Origin of the sequence: Porphyrobacter sp. HT-58-2, from assembly GCF_002952215.1 — a bacterium.
GTDB lineage: Bacteria > Pseudomonadota > Alphaproteobacteria > Sphingomonadales > Sphingomonadaceae > Erythrobacter.
This window is the reverse complement of record NZ_CP022600.1, coordinates 1,181,420-1,199,432: the sequence shown is the minus strand read 5'-3', so window position 1 is coordinate 1,199,432 and position 18,013 is coordinate 1,181,420. Positions and strand designations below refer to the sequence as shown.

At 63.7% G+C, this 18,013-nt stretch carries 22 protein-coding genes; 10 read left to right on the top strand and 12 right to left on the bottom strand.

The window, feature by feature from the left end; all coding sequences use genetic code 11:
* Window positions 1-37 precede the first annotated feature (37 nt).
* From CHX26_RS05710 to CHX26_RS15845, 4 genes are all read left to right on the top strand, one after another.
* Window positions 38-1,129 (top strand): Zn-dependent alcohol dehydrogenase, encoded by a 1,092-nt coding sequence (locus tag CHX26_RS05710; RefSeq protein WP_104941539.1) that lies wholly within the window; start codon window positions 38-40, stop codon window positions 1,127-1,129.
* Complete coding sequence (locus CHX26_RS05705; protein WP_104941538.1) at window positions 1,129-2,211, top strand: phosphotransferase family protein; 1,083 nt, start codon at window positions 1,129-1,131, stop codon at window positions 2,209-2,211. Before CHX26_RS05710 ends, CHX26_RS05705 begins: the two co-directional genes overlap by 1 nt.
* A 65-nt stretch (window positions 2,212-2,276) precedes the next feature.
* The gene (dapD, locus tag CHX26_RS05700) at window positions 2,277-3,113 is read left to right on the top strand and encodes a 2,3,4,5-tetrahydropyridine-2,6-dicarboxylate N-succinyltransferase (protein WP_104941537.1); all 837 of its coding nucleotides are present in this window, start codon (window positions 2,277-2,279) and stop codon (window positions 3,111-3,113) included.
* Window positions 3,114-3,206: 93 nt separating this feature from the next.
* On the top strand, window positions 3,207-3,368 hold the full coding sequence (locus CHX26_RS15845) for a hypothetical protein (RefSeq protein ID WP_172449721.1): 162 nt from the start codon (window positions 3,207-3,209) through the stop codon (window positions 3,366-3,368).
* Here the strand turns inward: CHX26_RS15845 and CHX26_RS05695 are convergent, their stop codons facing one another.
* A complete protein-coding gene (locus CHX26_RS05695; protein ID WP_104943290.1) occupies window positions 3,369-4,664 on the bottom strand; it encodes a dipeptidase in 1,296 nt (431 codons plus the stop codon). It abuts the gene before it with no gap.
* Between the two features lie 66 nt (window positions 4,665-4,730).
* Here CHX26_RS05695 and CHX26_RS05690 point away from each other — a divergent pair, with 66 nt between their 5' ends.
* On the top strand, window positions 4,731-5,171 hold the full coding sequence (locus tag CHX26_RS05690; RefSeq protein ID WP_104941536.1) for a cupin domain-containing protein: 441 nt from the start codon (window positions 4,731-4,733) through the stop codon (window positions 5,169-5,171).
* A gap of 11 nt (window positions 5,172-5,182) precedes the next feature.
* Window positions 5,183-5,563, top strand: a complete 381-nt coding sequence (locus tag CHX26_RS05685) for a DoxX family protein (protein WP_442956925.1) — start codon at window positions 5,183-5,185, stop codon at window positions 5,561-5,563.
* A gap of 51 nt (window positions 5,564-5,614) precedes the next feature.
* Here CHX26_RS05685 and CHX26_RS05680 read toward each other — a convergent pair whose 3' ends face one another.
* On the bottom strand, window positions 5,615-5,869 hold the full coding sequence (locus CHX26_RS05680) for an SWIB/MDM2 domain-containing protein (RefSeq protein WP_442956920.1): 255 nt from the start codon (window positions 5,867-5,869) through the stop codon (window positions 5,615-5,617).
* Window positions 5,870-5,897: 28 nt separating this feature from the next.
* Entirely contained in the window at window positions 5,898-6,488 is a 591-nt protein-coding gene (locus CHX26_RS05675) for a YbhB/YbcL family Raf kinase inhibitor-like protein (RefSeq protein WP_104941534.1), read from the bottom strand.
* 410 nt (window positions 6,489-6,898) lie between these two features.
* On the opposite strand from CHX26_RS05675, the gene CHX26_RS05670 reads away from it, so the two are divergent.
* On the top strand, window positions 6,899-8,197 hold the full coding sequence (locus tag CHX26_RS05670; RefSeq protein WP_335682321.1) for a S41 family peptidase: 1,299 nt from the start codon (window positions 6,899-6,901) through the stop codon (window positions 8,195-8,197).
* Here the strand turns inward: CHX26_RS05670 and CHX26_RS05665 are convergent.
* Complete coding sequence (locus tag CHX26_RS05665) at window positions 8,194-8,601, bottom strand: GFA family protein (RefSeq protein ID WP_104941532.1); 408 nt, start codon at window positions 8,599-8,601, stop codon at window positions 8,194-8,196. The genes CHX26_RS05670 and CHX26_RS05665 overlap by 4 nt on opposite strands.
* 24 nt (window positions 8,602-8,625) lie before the next feature.
* Complete coding sequence (locus CHX26_RS05660; protein ID WP_104941531.1) at window positions 8,626-9,057, bottom strand: COG3650 family protein; 432 nt, start codon at window positions 9,055-9,057, stop codon at window positions 8,626-8,628.
* A gap of 65 nt (window positions 9,058-9,122) precedes the next feature.
* Here CHX26_RS05660 and CHX26_RS05655 point away from each other — a divergent pair, with 65 nt between their 5' ends.
* Both CHX26_RS05655 and CHX26_RS05650 read left to right on the top strand, forming a co-directional pair.
* Window positions 9,123-10,397, top strand: coding sequence for an FAD-binding domain-containing protein (locus CHX26_RS05655; RefSeq protein ID WP_104941530.1), 1,275 nt, complete (start codon window positions 9,123-9,125; stop codon window positions 10,395-10,397).
* Window positions 10,398-10,435: 38 nt separating this feature from the next.
* A complete protein-coding gene (locus CHX26_RS05650; RefSeq protein ID WP_104941529.1) occupies window positions 10,436-11,635 on the top strand; it encodes a hypothetical protein in 1,200 nt (399 codons plus the stop codon).
* Between the two features lie 24 nt (window positions 11,636-11,659).
* On the opposite strand, the gene CHX26_RS05645 is transcribed toward CHX26_RS05650, so the two are convergent.
* The 4 genes from CHX26_RS05645 to CHX26_RS05630 form a co-directional block, all read right to left on the bottom strand.
* Window positions 11,660-12,013 (bottom strand): HPF/RaiA family ribosome-associated protein, encoded by a 354-nt coding sequence (locus tag CHX26_RS05645; protein WP_233997295.1) that lies wholly within the window; start codon window positions 12,011-12,013, stop codon window positions 11,660-11,662.
* Window positions 12,014-12,103: 90 nt separating this feature from the next.
* Window positions 12,104-12,316 (bottom strand): hypothetical protein, encoded by a 213-nt coding sequence (locus tag CHX26_RS05640; protein WP_104941528.1) that lies wholly within the window; start codon window positions 12,314-12,316, stop codon window positions 12,104-12,106.
* Window positions 12,317-12,410: 94 nt separating this feature from the next.
* The gene (locus CHX26_RS05635) at window positions 12,411-12,623 is read right to left on the bottom strand and encodes a cold-shock protein (RefSeq protein ID WP_104941527.1); all 213 of its coding nucleotides are present in this window, start codon (window positions 12,621-12,623) and stop codon (window positions 12,411-12,413) included.
* 449 nt (window positions 12,624-13,072) lie between these two features.
* Complete coding sequence (locus tag CHX26_RS05630) at window positions 13,073-13,759, bottom strand: hypothetical protein (protein ID WP_104941526.1); 687 nt, start codon at window positions 13,757-13,759, stop codon at window positions 13,073-13,075.
* Window positions 13,760-13,904: 145 nt separating this feature from the next.
* On the opposite strand from CHX26_RS05630, the gene CHX26_RS15600 reads away from it, so the two are divergent.
* Window positions 13,905-14,777 (top strand): PIN domain-containing protein, encoded by an 873-nt coding sequence (locus CHX26_RS15600; RefSeq protein ID WP_146107664.1) that lies wholly within the window; start codon window positions 13,905-13,907, stop codon window positions 14,775-14,777.
* 183 nt (window positions 14,778-14,960) lie between these two features.
* Here the strand turns inward: CHX26_RS15600 and CHX26_RS05625 are convergent, their stop codons facing one another.
* The 3 genes from CHX26_RS05625 to thiC are packed head-to-tail and all read right to left on the bottom strand — an operon-like array spanning window position 14,961 to window position 17,987.
* Window positions 14,961-15,518 (bottom strand): DUF3833 family protein, encoded by a 558-nt coding sequence (locus CHX26_RS05625; protein WP_104941525.1) that lies wholly within the window; start codon window positions 15,516-15,518, stop codon window positions 14,961-14,963.
* Window positions 15,515-16,123, bottom strand: a complete 609-nt coding sequence (locus CHX26_RS05620) for a c-type heme family protein (RefSeq protein WP_104941524.1) — start codon at window positions 16,121-16,123, stop codon at window positions 15,515-15,517. The genes CHX26_RS05625 and CHX26_RS05620 overlap by 4 nt, the downstream gene beginning before the upstream one ends.
* A complete protein-coding gene (thiC, locus tag CHX26_RS05615; RefSeq protein ID WP_104941523.1) occupies window positions 16,116-17,987 on the bottom strand; it encodes a phosphomethylpyrimidine synthase ThiC in 1,872 nt (623 codons plus the stop codon). The genes CHX26_RS05620 and thiC overlap by 8 nt, the downstream gene beginning before the upstream one ends.
* Window positions 17,988-18,013: the final 26 nt, after the last annotated feature.

Sequence of the window (18,013 nt, the reverse complement as noted above, 5' to 3'; positions counted from 1 at the left end):
AAGGCGGTGGGCTCGAACCGAACGGAAAGTATTGCTCATGGCAAAAGCCGCCATCCTTGAGGCCCCCGGTCAGGGCCTCAAAATCGCCGAAGTCACCTATGCCGAGCCCGGCCCGCATGAAGTCCTGATCGACACCAAGGCCTGCGGCCTGTGCCATTCCGATCTGCACTTCATCGACGGCCACTACCCCCACGCCCTGCCCTGCATTCCGGGGCATGAGGCTGCGGGCGTGGTTCGCGCGGTCGGCAGCGAAGTGCGCACGGTCAAGCCGGGCGATCACGTCGTCTCCTGCCTCTCGGCTTTCTGCGGGCATTGCGAGTTTTGTGTGACGGGCCGCATGGCGCTGTGCCTTGGCGGCGACACGCGCCGCCAGAAGGGTGAAGCCCCGCGCATCGCTTTTGCCGATGGCTCTGCGCCGGTGGCGCAGATGCTCAACCTCTCGGCCCTCAGCGAACAGATGCTGATCCACGAACACGCCTGCGTCGCCATCGACAAGGCCATGCCCTTCGACCGCGCGGCGTTGCTCGGCTGCGCGGTGACGACCGGTGCGGGGACGATCTTCAACGCCTGCAAGGTGACCCCGGGCGAAACCGTGCTGGTGGTCGGCTGCGGAGGCGTGGGCTTGGCGGCCATCAACGCCGCGAAAATCGCGGGCGCGGGCAAGATCATCGCCGCCGATCCTCTGCCGGAAAAGCGGGCGCTGGCCGAAGTGCTGGGCGCGACCCATACGGTCGATGCGCTGGCGGAAGACGCCGCCAAGCAGATCATCGCCATCTCCGGCGGCGGGGTGCATTGGGGGATCGAGGCGGTCGGACGGCAGGCCTCGGCTGATCTGGCGGTGGCGAGCCTCCGGCGCGGGGGGACGGCGGTGATCCTCGGCATGATGCCGCTCGATTGCAAGGTCGGCCTCGGCGCGATGGACTTGCTTGGCGGCAAGAAACTGATGGGCGCGATCATGGGGATGAACCACTTTCCCGTGGATCTTCCGCGCCTCGTCGATTTCTACCTGCGCGGGCTGCTCGATCTCGACACGATCATCGCCGAGCGCATCCCGCTCGAAGCAGTGAACGAGGGCTTCAATACCATGCGCGCTGGACATTCGGCCCGCACTGTCGTGGTGTTTGACTAATGCCAGAAACGAATAACATCGATTTCGACAAGGAAATGGTTGGCACGGTCGAAGTGACCGAGAAGGACGCGCTCGACCTTGCCGCGCTGACCGCTTGGTTCGAGGCCAATGTCGAAGGCTTCGCCGGGCCGATCAGCTACACCAAGTTCAAGGGCGGCCAGTCGAACCCGACCTACCGGATCGACACGCCGGGCGCATCTTACGTGCTGCGCCGCCAGCCCTTCGGGAAGTTACTGCCCTCGGCCCACGCGGTTGACCGAGAATATGCAGCAATGTCAGGTCTTTACCCTACCGGCTTCCCGGTTCCTCGCACGTTCGGCTTGTGCGAAGATCCGGAAGTTCTCGGCTCCAAGTTCTTCGTAATGAGCCTGGCCGATGGACGCTCTCTGTGGAACGGTGCCCTGCCCGGCCTCTCGCCGGAGGAACGCCGCGCCCATTATCATGCGCTGATCGACACCATGGCCGACCTGCACCTCAACGATCCGCAGGCGATCGGCATGGGCGAATTCGGCAAACCCAATGATTACTGCGCGCGCCAGATCGCCCGCTGGACCAAGCAGTACAAGCTCTCCGAAACGGAACACATGCCGGAGATGGAAGCGCTGATCGCATGGCTGCCGCAGACCATTCCGCCGCAGCACGGATCAAGCGTGGTGCATGGCGACTACCGGCTCGACAACGTCATCTTCCACAAGACCGAACCGCGCATCATCGCGGTGCTGGACTGGGAGCTGTCGACGCTGGGCGATCCGATTGCCGATTTCAGCTACCTGATGCTCAACTGGTTCCAGCCCGCCGACGGGCGCGCGGGGCTGATGGGCCTCGATCTGGCGGCGCTCGGCATCCCCAGCGTCGAGGAAGCGGTGGCGCGTTACGTGGCGCGCACCGGCTACCCCGTCCCGCCGATGGACTGGTATTTCGCCTATAACCTGTTCCGCCTCGCGGGCATCATGCAGGGCATCAAGAAGCGGGTTATCGACGGGACGGCCTCCAGCGCCCATGCTCAGGCGATGAGCGAACGCGTGCGGCCCTTGGCGGAGCGGGCCCACCAATTCGCTCTCGCTGCAGGAATGCCCGCGTAACGCTTGCCGTCTTCTCCCGTCACCGCTAGGCGCGCGAGGCAAACACTGCCCGCCGGAGAACCTGCATGAGTGACAAGCTGATCGCCGCCATCGAAGCCGCCTGGGAAAACCGCGCGGACGTGAGCCCTGGTCACGAGGTTCGCCATGCCGTCGCCGACGCCCTTGCCCTGCTCGACAGCGGCGAAGCGCGCGTAGCCCAGCCGGACGGCAATGGTGGCTGGACTGTCAACCAGTGGCTCAAGAAGGCAGTGCTGCTGAGCTTCCGCCTTAATGACAACCGCGTGATGGAACATGGCGCGGCCGGCGAATCCGCCTTCGACAAGGTGCCGCTTAAGTTCGCGGGCTGGGGCGAAAGCCGCTTCCGCGAGGGCGGGTTCCGGGTTGTCCCCGGCGCGGTGGTGCGGCGCGGCAGCTTCATCGGCAAGGGCGCAGTGCTGATGCCAAGCTTCGTCAATATCGGCGCCTATGTCGGCGAGAACACCATGATCGACACTTGGGCAACAGTCGGGTCCTGCGCACAGATCGGCGCCAACGTCCATATCTCGGGCGGCGCAGGAATCGGCGGGGTGCTCGAACCACTTCAGGCCGAGCCGGTCATCATCGGCGACAACGCCTTCATCGGCGCGCGCGCTGAAGTGGCAGAAGGCGTGCGCGTGGGCGAAGGCGCGGTGCTTTCGATGGGGGTCTATCTCGGCGCATCGACCAAGATCGTCGATCGCGCCACCGGCAAGGTCCACATGGGCGAAGTGCCGCCCTATGCGGTGGTCGTCCCCGGATCGATGCCCGGCAAGCCCCTGCCTGACGGTAGCCCCGGCCCCAGCCTCTACTGCGCGGTGATCGTCAAGACAGTGGACGCCCAAACCCGTTCCAAGACCGGCATCAACGAACTGCTGCGCGACTGATTGGCACTTTTCGGAACATTCCAGGCTCTTGACTGTTGATTGACGTTACGGAACATCTTTCCGTAGCGTCAATCAGAACAGGGGAGAGCGATAATGGCCGAAAACAACGACACCATCCGCATCCACGACGAAGCAGCGCGCGGTGCAGTCAGCAATACCGGGCTGCGTTATGTGCTGGGCTTCAGCCTCGGCTTTGCGGTGGTGGCGATGAGCCTCGTGTGGATCATCCCGGCTCTCGCTCGGGCGGCGCATTGATCACTCCGCACCGGCAGGCGGATTGATGAGCGTTTCGATGGGCGGCTGATCCGCAACGCTGGCCGCATAGGCTTCAGCGGCGCGCATCACCCGCAGGATGTTGCGGCTGGCGATCATTTCCAATTCCGCCTGCGAGTAACCACGCCGTGCGAGTTCTGCAAATAGCAGCGGGTAGCCGCGCACGTCCTCAAACCCGATCGGCCCACTCGGCATCCCGTCGAAGTCGCCGCCAATCCCAATCGACTCCACACCGGCGACTTCGCGGATGTGATCGATGTGATCGGCCATATGGGCAATGGTGCTCTTGGGTTCGGGATTGGCCTTGTCCCACACCGCCAAGCCTTCGGCGACCTTGGCTGGCTGACCAAGCCACAGCGCCTTCAGCCGCGCCGCTTCGGCATCCCGCTGCGCGCCCCACTGGCGAAGTTCCTCGTTGATGAAGCGCGGGAGAGCCACAACCATTACGATACCGCCATTATAGGGCAGGCGCCGCAACACGCTGTCCGGCACGTTGCGCGCATGGCCGTTGATCGCCCGCGCGCCCGAATGGCTGAAGATCACTGGTGCCTTGGCCACGTCGAGCGCATCGATCATCGTCGCCTCGCTGACATGGCTGAGATCCACCAGCATCCCCAGCCGATTCATCTCGCGCACCACATCCTTGCCGAATTCGCTCAGCCCGTCATGCACCGGCGTATCGGTCGCGGCATCCGCCCAGGGCGTGTTGCTGTTGTGGGTCAGCGTCATGTAGCGCGCGCCCAGCGCGTGGAGCTGGCGCAGCACGGCAAGGCTCGATCCGATCGAATGGCCGCCCTCCATCCCCAATAATGACGCGACCCTGCCGTTGGCCATGGCCCGCTCCACCTCGTCGGCAGTGGTGGCAAAGCGCAAGGCTTGCGGATAGCGCGCGATCAGGCGCTTGGTGACGTCGATCTGCTCGATCACCTCCTGTACCGCCTCCGCCTCATCCGGGTTGGAGGGGACGTAGACAGACCAGAACTGCGCCCCGACCTTGCCCTCTTTCAGGCGCGCCAGATCGGTATGCAGCGCGCGGCCCTGGGAATGGTCTTCGCCAGTGTCGGTGGTGTCCTCGAAATCGAAGCTGTTGATCTGGTTCGCCCGGCGATCACGCAGTTGGTTGGGGATGTCATTATGGCCGTCGAACACCGGGGCTGCTTCCAGCGCAGCATTGGCGGTCGCGGTGGCAGCATCGACCGGCGCATCCTGCGCGGCGAGCGGGCTGGCCATCAGCATTGCTGCAACAAGAGCAAGGCGGGAGGTGGCGGAGAGTTGCATCAAGGAAGCTCCCGAAGCTAGAGCGCCCGGACGGGCGGGAAAGAAATGTCAGGCAAGGATCACGACATGGATAGCGCGGCCAGGCTGATCGAACAATTGGGCCTGGCTGCCCATCCCGAGGGCGGCTGGTATCGCGAGACATGGCGCGGCCCGCCCGGCCCGGATGGGCGAGCGAGCGGCACCGCGATCATCTTCCTGCTGCGCGCTGGTGAGGCCTCACACTGGCACAAGGTCGATGCGACCGAGCTGTGGCTGTGGCAGGCAGGCGATCCGCTTGAACTGCGCCTTGCCGAAAACGACTATGCCTCGGCGCGCTCGATTATCCTTGGTGCCGATATCAGCGCCGGGCAGCAATTGCAGGGTCTCGTCGCACCGGACGCGTGGCAGGCCGCGCGCGCCTTTGGGAAGCCGCGCCATGGTTACAGCATCGTCTCGTGTGTGGTCGTGCCGGGGTTCGATTTTTCCGGCTTCACGCTGGCTCCGCCGGGATGGGAACCGGGTGCGTGACCAAGTGTGTCATGCGTTGGCTGCTCGCCGCGTTCTATCTGCTGGCAGGGGTGATCCACCTGCTGGAGCCCGCCCCGTTCCTGGCGATCATGCCGGGTTGGGTGCCTGCGCCTGAAGCGGTGGTGTTGGGGACCGGCGTGGCGGAAATCTTCGGGGCGATCGGCCTTGTCCAGCCTTTCTCGCCGCCTTTGCGCCGCGCGGCTGGCTGGGGGCTGGCGCTTTATGCGCTGTGCGTCTGGCCTGCCAACATCAACCACTTCATGCTCGACTTGGCGCGGGCCGACGGCGGCCTTGGACTTGCCTATCACGTCCCGCGCATGTTCGCCCAGCCCGCCATCATCTGGCTGGCGTGGTGGGTGAGTCGTGACAACAAAACGGCGCGCGAACCCTGAAGGGCCGCGCGCCGCTTGTCTGTCATCCCGCGGATTTGCGGGGCGTCAGGATCAGCTCAGGTGCTTCGAGACCGCAGCGGTCATCTTGAACATCGAGATTTGGTCCTTGCCGATCACCGCGCCGAGCTTGGCATCGGGATTGATCTGACGCTTGTCCTTGGTGTCCTGAAGACCGTTGGCCTTGATATATTCCCACACCTTCGAGGTAACCTGAGCGCGGGTCATCGGGCCCTTGCCGATCAGCGCTTCGAGTTCACCCGAAAGCGTCACCGGCTTCTGCAGTGCGTTGGTCGTGCCAGCCATCATCAACTCCCTTATGTAAGTGGCAGGTTAATCAGAAATCGTCGTCGTCAAAATCCGCATCATCATCCTCTCCGCCTCCGGTGAAGGTGGCGTGAAGCGTTGCGCAGGCGGTTACCGTCCCTTGCAATGATGCGAGCAGTTCCGCCCTCCCCGCGCCGGGCATCAGCACCAGCGGCAGGTCGGTGGCGAAAAGTTGAAAGAGATAGTGGCGCGTCTCGCCTTCGGGCGGATCAGGCAACAGCCATTCGGAATTGCCAACCGCGTTCTTCCCAGTGCGTGGCGGGGTTTCCCCCTCGAGCAGCTTTCCGCGCTGGCCAGCCAGACCCCAGACGAGCCAATGACAAGCGGGCTCGCCCCCTTTGGACGAAGCGTCCTCGACAATCAGCACCAGTTCCTGCGAACCCGGCGGCGGCGCGGTCCATTCAACCGGCGGCGCGACGGCATCTTCCTCGGTTGCGGTGAAGCTGGCATCAAGCTCGTCCCCTGCCCGGAAGGCCGGACTGGTCAGCGCAAAGCCGCCGCGCGCGAGCGTCTGAGCTGAGCCCAGCTTCGCAATCGCGAGGCCAGGATGGCGCGCGGGCGCAGGCACTTGGGGTGCAAGCCAGTCGGGAAAATCGGTCATGATTCTGTCAGTTCCTGATGCCGTGCTAGTGCGTTCGGATGCCGTAGACGAGCCTTGGCAAGGCAGTTTTTGCCGGTTTCTGAGGAAAACCCAGCAAATGCAGGCAAAATGGTCACGTTTTTCGGCATTTCGCCGGATTTTCATATGGGCGTGGCTTGCTCTTGCTCCGGCGTAATTGCATCCTCTGTCTCCCAGTAACCCCCACCCCCTTGATCCCGGAGTTGGCTGTTTCAATGAAAACCGGTCGCACTGTCCTGAGCCTTCTGCTTTCTGTCAGCCTCGTTGCATGTGGTGGCGGAGGATCATCCTCGCCCCCGTCATTCGGTGGCGGATCGCCGACACCCACCCCGACACCGCCCCCGACGAACACGGCATGCAGCCTGCGCGCTCAGCAGGACTTCGCCGATGGTGTGCTCAACGAATGGTACCTCTTTCCCGATCTGCTGGCTGCGGCCAATCCGGGTGCCTTCAACGATCTGCAAAGTTACCTCGATGCGCGTGTAGCCCCGGCCCGCAATCTCGGGCGTGACCGCTTCTTCACCTTCGCGAACTCGATCGCGGAAGAAAACGCCTTGATCAATTCTGGCGCATCGGCCGGCTTCGGCATCCGCCTGTTCTACGACACGCCCAATGGGCGGTTGTTCGTGACTGAGGCTTACGAAAGCGCCAATGGCTTTGCCGCCGGGCTTGACCGCGGGAGCGAGATCATCGCGATCGGCACCAGCAGCAACACCCTTCAGACAGTCTCAAGCCTGTTTGCCAGCGGCGGTGGGCAGGCAGTCGCGAATGCCCTTGGCCCCTCGACTGCCGGCACATCTCGCGTCCTGCGCTTCGTTCAGCCGAACGGCACAACCATTGAACGCAATATCACTAAGACCGAGTTTTCGCTCGACCCGGTGTCGGATCGTTACGGCGCGCTTATTCTCAACGATGGCGGGCGGCGGGTTGGCTATATCAACCTTCGCACCTTTATCATCGCGGATGCTGCCAACCAGTTGAGGGCCGCCTATGGCCAGTTCGCTGCACAAGGCGTGACCGAGCTGATCATCGATTTCCGCTATAACGGCGGCGGACTGGTGAGCGTTGGCGACACAATGGGCGACCTGATGGGCGCTGGCCGGGTCGGTCAAGTGTGGAGCCGGACGGTGCTGCGCCCATCCAAGGCGAGTGAGAACCAGACCCGAAACCTCCAGTCCGAACCCAATGCGATTGCGCCGACCAAGGTGGCCGTGATTACAACCGGAGCAAGCGCCTCGGCGAGCGAACTCGTCACCAATTCGCTGCTGCCCTATCTGGGCAACAACATCGCCCTGGTAGGCGCCAATTCCTTCGGCAAGCCAGTAGGCCAGGCGGGCTTTGACCTGACAGCCTGCGATCTGCGGGTGCGGGCGGTAGCCTTCCAGACAGTCAATGCCAACAATCAGGGCGAGTACTACACCGGCCTTGCCAGCGTTGTGCCGAACACCTGCCGCGCAGGCGATGACCTGACCCGGCCGCTTGGCGATCCTGCCGAAGCCTCGATTGCTGCGGCGCTCGATTTCCTTGCCGGACGGGTGTGCACGCCGATCTCGGGTGCCGGGACAGATAATGTCGCAGGCGGGCTGAACGAGGCCCAGCGGGAACGCATCGGCCTTGATCTGCCAGAGCGCGAAGCGCTGATGCCGCGTCGGCCGAACGCGGCCCAGCGCGAGTTACCGGGGCTGTTCTAAAGGCCCTCGGGGACAGTTTCAAAGGCCGGGATTTTGCCGAGATCGACCCAGTCCTGCTTGCTCTTGGCATAGCAGTGGAAAGCGGGTTTCAGAATGCTGGTGTCGTCCAGCGTCCCGGCCTTGATGAACATCATCCCCGGCGGGCTTTCGACCCGGGTAAAGACCGGCGATCCGCAGGTGCCGCAGAACTGCCGCCTGACAGTCGCGCCGCTATCGCCGGTGTCGTTATAGGTCGTGAGCTCGCCTTCGAAGGCAACTGCACCTTCCGGCACCCCGATGATCACCGACAGGCTGCTGCCTGCCTGGCGCTGACAATTCTTGCAATGGCAGGTGACGCACAGCAGCGGATCGCTTTCGCATGTGTAGCGCACCTTGCCGCACAGGCAGCCTCCGGTGATCGTCATGATCTTCCCCTGTGTAGAAGCGCCTCAGGGCGCGGGATCGCCGGTGAACGGCTGGCTTTCAGTATAGCCGCATCCCTTCAAAGTCTCCCCGCCCAAAGCGATAGTAGCGACGAAGGGAAAACTGCGATCGCTCATTCCGTCGCTGCACTCGCCCGGGGTCAGAGTGGCGGTAAATGGTTCGCCTTCGAGTGTGCCGGAATAGCCGAGCCCGTTGTTCCCGGCAAAGCGGGTCAGCGCAAAGCGCGTACCCGGCTGGTTTTCAGGCGTGGTCCACAACCCCTCGCCGTTCTCAATCTTGAGGCCCCAGAAAGGCTCGGTACCGGTGAGCGTGATGACATCATCCTCAAACACCGCATCGAAGGTTTCGCCCTTGGGGTCGATCCCGTCGGTCTGGGCGGGAGTGCAGGCGGCAGCGGCCAGCAGCACGGCGAGTATCATGGTGGGGCGACGGGTCATGGGCGTGTCTCCTTGAGATCTGAGGATAGGGCGGAACCAGACCCACGCCAAGGGGTTGCCCGGCCATGGACTTTACCCCTACCCGTGCCCGCGGCCTTGATCGCCTTGCCCAGTTTCTCCCCGCTGCCGGCCGCCGTTATGCCGACACCCGCAATGCCGATAATGGCCCCGGCGATGGCCACGGGCGCAACAATGTCAGCCAGCTTTCGCCGTGGCTCCATGCTGGCCTGATCAGCGAGACGGAAGTGCTGGATGCGGTGCTGTCACAGCATTCCCCGCGGGGCGCCGAGAAGTTCATCGCCGAAGTGTTCTGGCGGATCTACTTCAAGGGCTATCTCGAACAGCGTCCGGCGATCTGGGACGATTTCTGCACCGGCAGAGACAATGCGCTTGCAGCGCTCGACGCCAATTCAGGGCTGCGGGCCGCCTATACCAAGGCGACCGAAGGCCGCACCGGGATCGAAGCCTTTGACGTCTGGGTGCACGAACTGACCGAAACCGGCTACCTCCATAATCATGCGCGCATGTGGTTTGCGAGCATCTGGATCTTCACCCTGAAACTTGACTGGCGGCTGGGGGCGGACTTCTTCCTTCGGCACCTGATGGACGCCGATGCCGCCTCGAACACGCTGTCGTGGCGCTGGGTCGCGGGGCTGCACACCAAGGGCAAGCATTACATTGCCCGCGCCGACAATATCGCGCGCTACACTGCCGGTCGCCCTGAGGGGGCGCTCGCCGCTGCGCGGCTCGCGGGGGATGAGGCTGAACCGCTCACCGAGCAGCAGGACTATGGCCGTCAGAAGCTCGACCTGCCCGCGCCCGTGCGCGATGCCGATCTGGCCAAACCCTTCGCGCTGGTGCTCCATGACGAGGCGGCGCATCACGCGCCGCTGGCCCTGCCCACCGCCCCGGCGCTAGTGATTGCCGCAGGTCGCTCAGGGGCACGCTCGCCCGGAACGCTCGGCTTCCACGCCCGAGGCTTTGCCGAGGACGCCCTCGCCAGCGGCCACGCCGAGGCCGCGGCGGCGTTCGGGTGCCCAGCGGCGGTGTGGGCCGAGGGCGCGCCGCTCGCCCCGCTGCTGGCTGAGGCGGGGATCACGCGGCTCGCTGTGCCCTACCTCCCCACCGGCTGGACCCGCGACGCGCTGTGGCCCGAACTGGCCCCGCTGGTTGGCGAGGGGCGGGTTGTCACCCTGCTCGGCGATCTCGACCGCACCACCTGGCCGCATGCCAAGGCCGGGTTTTTCGGCGTGGCCAAGGCCATAGACGGCCTGCTCGCCGAATGCGGGACGCGGGACGAGGCTAGCAAGATCAACCCGGTATTAACCGCAAGGCGATAAGAACATGGACGTTCCTTGCGTAAGGTCCGATACGCGCGATGCTCTACCCCAACCGCCTGCAAGCCGCCCTTCTGTTCGACCGCCGCGTGCCGGATCTCGAAGCGATCATGCGTGCCTATACCCGGGTCGAGGGGATGCGCTCCCCCATCAGCTTCAACATGCCCGAGAGCAATCCAGGGCTGTTCTACCGCCTGTATGATGCTGCCGAAGACCTGATGGTGACTTTAGAGTACATCGAACGCCCCTGCAATCCCGAGGTGTTCCGCCCGGCGCTGGCATCCTCCTACACCGGCATCCTCACCCCCGACATCCGCGACCGCATCGCGCGGACCGATACACACATCCTGCTCGAAGTCTCGCACGGGGTGCTGGGCGGGGTGGAGGGCGATCCCAAGGTCGCCGCGATGCTCGAGGCGGCCGGCCACGGGCCCGCAGGCGCGACCCAGGCGCAGTTCGAGCGCCGCTTGCAAGTGCTAGCGCTGATGGCGCGGATCGCGATCGAACATGCCATGCCCCTCGCGGTGCATTGGACTCAGTCCGATCTGCTGCTGCGCGGCGAGCTGTTCGATGCGCTGGCTGCCGAATCCGGCGTGCCGGGGGCAGTCAATCTCCACCCTCAGCTGTTCGGCCCCCGCGCAGCCCCGGGCGAGGCAGAGCGGGTCGGAATCCGCACATTCGGCGCGCGCCACTGGCTCGGGCGCGAGATCCTGATCGAACCCAATGTCCTGCCCTGGGGCGCCAATCTCCAAACCATCTTTGCCTTCCTGCGGGTGGCGACCATGCCCAATGGCTATGTCATTCCCGATGGCGACACCTTCGGCCCCGAGGATCGCAGCCTGTCCTACCGCGTGCTGCATCACGATGCCGGGGCGCGGCTGGGCAATGGCGAGATCGCGGACATGCCGCTCTACGAACTGGTGCCCCTGAAGCATGTCGCCCACGGCTTCCTCGCCCCAGAACAGGTCCCCGACGCCAACGTCATCGACGAGCGGGCCTACCCGGTCGATCTGATGCCGGCGGATCAGGACGAGAAAATGGCGCTGGCAAACGAATGGGCCGAGAAGCGCAAGCTGGCCGAGGGGATTGGCGGACGCTTCGAGCTGCGTCACGCAGACGCGCCTGCCGCGCCGCCGCCTCCTCCGCCTCCGGTCATCGCGCCAACTCCCAGTCAACCGGGGCTGCCCGGCCTCAGCGGGCGCGGACTGCGGTCAAAGGTGTTCGGGCGCAAGGGGCAATAAGCCCCCTGCACCGCTTGTATCGATTCAGATCTGCTTGTCGGGCGAGGGATCGTGGCGGTGACGATCCGCCTTGCCGAACACCCGCTCCAGCCGTTCCGCCATCGTGCTCGCGGCGATCCGCGCTGCCGCATCGACATCGGCAGCCTTGCCGGTCACGCCAATCGGCCGACCACCACGCGGGCGCGCCTCGATCGTGCAGTGCTTGTCATCGCCGCCGTGCTTGCGACCATTCACATCGGTCACATGCACCTCGACGCGGGTCAGCCGCTCTTCGAAGCGTTCCAGCCGCTGGCGCACCTGCGCCTCGATCCGCTGGGCAACCTCGTGGGTGCCCATCACCGAACTGTCGGTGTTGAACTGGAACTGCATGGTGCTCATCGCATCCTCTCCTTTGCGTTCAGTTTCCTGTTGCCCAAAGAAAATATGGGGCGCTGACCGTAGCAATACCAGCGAAATCGGCGGCAAGGTTCAGGAAAGCGAGGCCTCGGCCGCGCGCTTTTCGGCCCGGGCATGATCGGCCTTCACGCGCTCCTCGGCGGTCTTGCGCGCGTGTTCGGCAAGCCCGCGCCAGGTCCGTTCCGATCGCAATTCGCGGTCACGCACATTGTCGAGTGTTGCCTTTTTGGCGAGGCTGGCGGCTTCGTCGGCGCGTTCGCAGTAGAATTCGTAGGTCTGGGCCATAGGGGGTATCCTGCCTTGGGAGGGGGTAGGCGGGAGTCATTCAGACGAGCAGGCAGGGCGCTTCATCAACGCCCTGCCCGCCCCGGTATTCAGGTCAGTCCGCCGCGGCGAGATTGACTGCGCTTTCCTTGCCATTGCGGCCGCGCTCAAGCTCGTAGGACAGACGCTGGTCCTTATCGAGGCTGTGCATCCCGGCGGCCTGCACGGCAGTGATATGCACGAAGCTGTCGGACGAGCCATCATCGGGCTGGATGAAGCCATAGCCCTTGTCGGTGTTGAAGAACTTTACGGTTCCGGTCTTGCTCATGGTGTGTTCCTTTCAAGAACAATGCTTTTTCCCACCGCGACACGCGGCAGGGGGAGTGCGTCAAATCGTCCGATGAAAGGAAGTCGTCGTCTGGTTAACGCCGGGGGCCGAGGGCCAGGCGGCGGAGCGCAAATTTCGAAGTCCGTCGCAAATTTCGACGTCAGCAGGGGAATGTGTAACACGGATCGGGGGTTTCTCCTAATCTGGGGAAAGAAAGCGCTGTTTCGGGCCGCAGGCCCGCAAGTGCGACCGTCCAAGGGTGGCCATGACGCCCTGTTCCGGCCCCGCAAGGGGCCGCAAGGCCAAGCGGCCGCCCGCAGCGACGCGCCCGCAGGGCGTGTGAGCGAGGATTTCGCATCGCGGAGGCGATGCGGAACAAAAAAACACACCGAGGACGACCGTGCGGAGGCGCGGTCGAAACACAAGAGCTTGACAAACTTGACACCCTGTCAAGCATCACCTTTCCAGCCATGCTCCTGTAATACCTTCATTAATTCGTCATCACTCATGCTTGACGGACAGGGGAAGCCCCCCTTTTCCGCAGCCCCGAAGCCGCCGCGCAAGGCAGCGAACTCGTCCGGGTCGTCCGGCGAGAGCGCGCCAGTTGCCACCGCCTCGCCCGCTTCCAGCTTCGCCAGCAGCGTCTCGAAATCGCGCGCGTGGCGCTCGGCCATCGCGCCGAGGCGGCCGAAGGCGGGATTGCCGCCCATGGTAAAGCGCGACAGCAGCGCGACCGTCAGCCGCTCGTCAAAGCGCCGATACGCGCCGACCTGCTCGCCCTGAAAGAACACCGGCACCTCGACGCCGTTCAATGCCCGTTCGAGCGCGGTGTGGGCGAGCACATCATAGGAATGGTGAAAGGCCACCTCCCACGCCAGATCGAAGGGCTGGCCCTTGAGCTTCGAGCGCAGCTGATAGGCCGACTGCCGCGACTTGCCGACCGAGCGCGCGGCTTCCGAGACGGAGTGCGAAGCCGAGAGCGCGCGCAGAAACGCGGCCTGCTTGGCGCGCGACCAGCTATCGTGGCGCGGGGGTTTGACGGCGGAGGTGGGCGCGCCAGGCGAGGTTGCGGGAACAGCGCGGAGCCTTGGCGCGGCGCTGCGGGGTGATGGGCGGGGGGTGCGAGGCTGGGTCATCGGGGGAGGATGACTCAGGGGGTGGAGTGTAGGAAAGGGGGGCGAGTCGATGAAAACTACTTTCTTGAGCTGATAGGTGGCCTCTTCCATCAACGCTTGACGCGAAGATTATCAGAGATAATCTGAATGATAAGAAGGGGGTAGCATGGCCGATAACGAAAAATGGCTGGTGTTCATAGACACCAACATAATGCTGGATTTCTATCGCCTCCCGGGAGAAGCAGCCGACCGACAAATTGCTTCGCTAGTTAAACATCTCGACTCCATTATTGTGACTGAACAAGTAAAAATGGAGTTTTTGAAGAATCGACAAAAAGTTATATTTGACTCAATCAAAAGGCTATCTTTTCCAAATATTGAGTCAGCCCCCATGATTGTTAGCGGGAGCAAGTCAGTGACCGCTTTCAATAGGAAGATAAAGGAATCGAAAAAGCTATATAATAAAGTTCAAAATAGAGTAGGCCTTATTTTAAGTGATCCCGCTCGATACGATCCCGTATTCCGAGGGCTTAAAAAATTATTTGCTCATAATTCAAATATAAATTTAAAGCGTCCAGATCCACTTCGATTTACAATTCGAAATCTCGCAAGAAAGCGTTTCTCACTTGGCTATCCACCTAGAAAGTCGGGCGACACATCCATTGGTGATGCCCTTAATTGGGAGTGGATAATTCATTGTGCTCAATCTTCAACTGACCACGCAAACATCATGATAGTTTCACGCGATGGCGATTATGGGGTGACTTACGACAAGGTTGCGATACTCAACGACTGGTTAAAGGAAGAATTTAAAAAGAGGGTCAGTCAAAAGCGAAAGATAGTATTAAGCAACAAACTTGCAGACGCTTTAAAAATTCTGGATGAAAATGTAAGATATGAAGACGAGGCAGCTGAGGATAATCTAATTGATCGATGGATCCAAGGAAGCTTCCCAATAGACTACTCGAACCTTAGGCCTTTTGGTGGTCTAGTTGTGAATCGGTCGACCCCAAACCACGATGATGACACCGAGGCTTGATTTGAGATAGGGCTAGAATAGTGACGACCTCACCACCGCGCCCTCCTTGCCTCTGCGTCTCTGCGTAAAACCCTGCTCAGGCGCGAGCGCATGTGGAGGCCAGCCCCTCAGATCAACCCCGCCTGCCCCTTCACCACCCTTTGGAAAGCTCAAGACAGGCTCCCCCCTTGCAGAGCCGCCCCCTCACCCCCGCACAATATCCTCCACCAGCACCGCCACCGTCACCCCCAGCTGGCTCACCTTCAGCACATTATGCGCGCGGGTGCCGTCCTCCGACAGCGTCAGTTCCTGCCGCACCTTGAAGCTGCCCTCCATGCGGTATTCGAGCACCAGCCGGTTGCCCTCGGCGCGGCCTGTGACCGGGCCGATGGCGTCGGTCAGGCTGCCTTCGTAGCGGCCCGGCGCGATTTCGGTGAGGCGCCACTGGCGCTCGCGGGGGGGCTTGCCCTCTTCGCGCACGGTCTGGTCGAGCACCAGCAAGCGGGTATCCGGCGCGTCCCAGCTGGCCTGGTGATGCCGCGCGATCATGATCCGCCCGCGGCTCTCGACCGCCACGGCGACGGGATCGGACAGCACCTTGTCCAGCACGCCCTCCCCGCGGCTCGGCCCCAGAAAGAAGACAAAGGGATCAAAGCGCGGCGTCTCGGCCTGCGCAATCGGGGTGGCGGCATCGGGGGTGGAGACGCAGCCGCCCGGCAGCAGCGCCAGCGGGGCGAGCAGCGCAAGGGCGCGGCGGCTCATTTCAGGAAGCGCCCCGCGTCCCAGCTCACCACCAGCGCGCCGCGCAGTTCGCCCGGTGAGAAGCCGGTGGCGAGGTCGCCGGGGTAGAGGCTGTCGATATGCGCCTTGAGGCCTGCGTCGATGGCGGTGCCGTGGCACACCGCGCAGGGCTGTTCCTGCATCGGGATGGCGGAGAGGACATGGACCTTGGCCTGCGCGCCGCTGCCGGTCTGGACGATCTGGCGGTTGGGCTTGCCGTCCTTGAGCGGCGCTGCTTCGAGCGCGGCGTAGGCCTCGGCCAGTTCCTCCGGCACGCCGCCTGCGGGGTTGCGGTGGCGGGCGGCGATGCGGGAGACCTGCGCGCCGCTCGCCTCGGATTGCGCCATGGCGATGGCAGGGGCGGCCTGCTGGCAGACCGAGACCCCGTCCTTGGGGCCTCCGGCGGCGATGGCGGCCTTGAGCTGGGCTTGCAGTTCGGCCTGAAAGCTCTGCGCCACCGGCAGCGAGGCGGCGAGCACCGCGGCTTCGTCAAGCTGCGGTGCCGGTGGCTCGCTCTCGGCGGCGCACCCCGCCAGCGCCAGCAGCCCTGCGGCGGCAAGAGCGGCGCGGGGCGTGGCCTCAATCATGCTCGCGGTCACCCGCGCCGACGTAGAGCTGATTGCCGACTTCGCGGAACTTGGCGCTCATTTCCGCCATGCCCGCCTCGGCCTCTTCCTCGGAGGCGACGAAGGTTTCGATCCCGGCGTTCTGCTTGGCGGCAAAATCGCGCACTTCCTGCGTGATCTTCATCGAGCAGAACTTCGGCCCGCACATCGAGCAGAAATGCGCCGACTTCGCGCCTTCCGCCGGGAGCGTCTGGTCGTGGTACTGCTCGGCGGTTTCGGGGTCGAGGCTGAGGTTGAACTGGTCGCGCCAGCGGAACTCGAAGCGGGCCTTGGAGAGCGCATCGTCGCGCACCTGTGCCGCCGGATGGCCCTTGGCCAAGTCCGCGGCGTGGGCGGCGAGTTTGTAGGTGACGACGCCGACCTTCACATCGTCACGGTCGGGAAGGCCCAGGTGCTCCTTGGGCGTGACGTAGCAGAGCATCGCGGTACCATACCACCCGATCTGCGCCGCCCCGATGCCGCTGGTGATGTGGTCGTAACCCGGCGCGATGTCGGTGACGAGCGGGCCGAGGGTGTAGAACGGCGCCTCGCCGCAGGCCTCCAGCTGCTTTTCCATGTTCTGCTTGATCTTGTGCATCGGCACGTGGCCGGGGCCTTCGATCATCACCTGCACGTCCTGCTCCCAGGCGCGTTTGGTGAGTTCGCCCAAGGTGTAGAGCTCGGCGAATTGCGCTTCGTCATTGGCGTCGCGGATCGAGCCGGGGCGCAGGCCATCGCCCAGCGAATAGGCGATGTCGTAGGCCTTCATGATCTCGGTGATCTCGTCGAAGTGCTCGTAAAGGAAGCTCTCCTTGTGGTGGGCGAGGCACCACTTGGCCATGATCGAGCCGCCGCGCGACACGATCCCGGTGACGCGCTTGGCGGTGAGCGGGATGTAGGGCAGGCGCACGCCCGCGTGGATGGTGAAGTAGTCGACGCCCTGTTCGGCCTGCTCGATCAGGGTGTCGCGGAAGATTTCCCACGTCAGTTCCTCGGCGATGCCGCCGACTTTTTCGAGCGCCTGATAGATCGGCACGGTGCCGATGGGGACGGGGGAGTTGCGGATGATCCATTCGCGGGTGTCGTGGATGTTGCGCCCGGTGGAAAGGTCCATGATCGTGTCCGCGCCCCAGCGGGTCGCCCAGACCATCTTGTCGACTTCCTGCGCCACATCTGACGCCACGGCGGAATTGCCGATATTGGCGTTGATCTTGACGAGGAAGTTGCGCCCGATCGCCATCGGCTCGGATTCAGGGTGATTGATGTTGGAGGGGATGATCGCGCGGCCCCGCGCGACTTCGGAGCGGACGAATTCCGGGGTGATGTAGTCCGGAATTTCCGCCCCCCAGCTTTCCCCGTCACGCACCAGATCCTTGACGATCTCGCGCCCGAGGTTCTCGCGCTCGGCGACATATTCCATCTCCGGCGTGATGATGCCGCGCCGGGCATAGTGCATCTGGCTGACGTTCATTCCCGCCTTGGCGCGCAGGGGACGCTTGACCACGTTGGGAAAGCCGGGGACGCCGCCCGAGCGATCCGGGCCGAGCTGGCCGTTGTCCTCAGGCTTGACCTCGCGACCCTCGTAATCCTCCACGTCCCCGCGCGCGAGAATCCAGTCGCGGCGCAGCGGCGCAAGGCCGGCGTTGATGTCGATATGGGCTTGCGGGTCGGTGTAAGGGCCGGAGGTGTCGTAGACCCGCACGCTCGGCTCGCCGCCCTCAAGATCGATCTCGCGCATCGCCACGCGGATGCCCGAGCCGGTGCGCGCCCCGACATAGACCTTGCGGCTGCCACGGATCGGCCCCGTGGTGACGCCGATTTCGACGGGACTGTTGATGTCGGCCATGATGCGCTCTCTCCTCATGGCGGAAA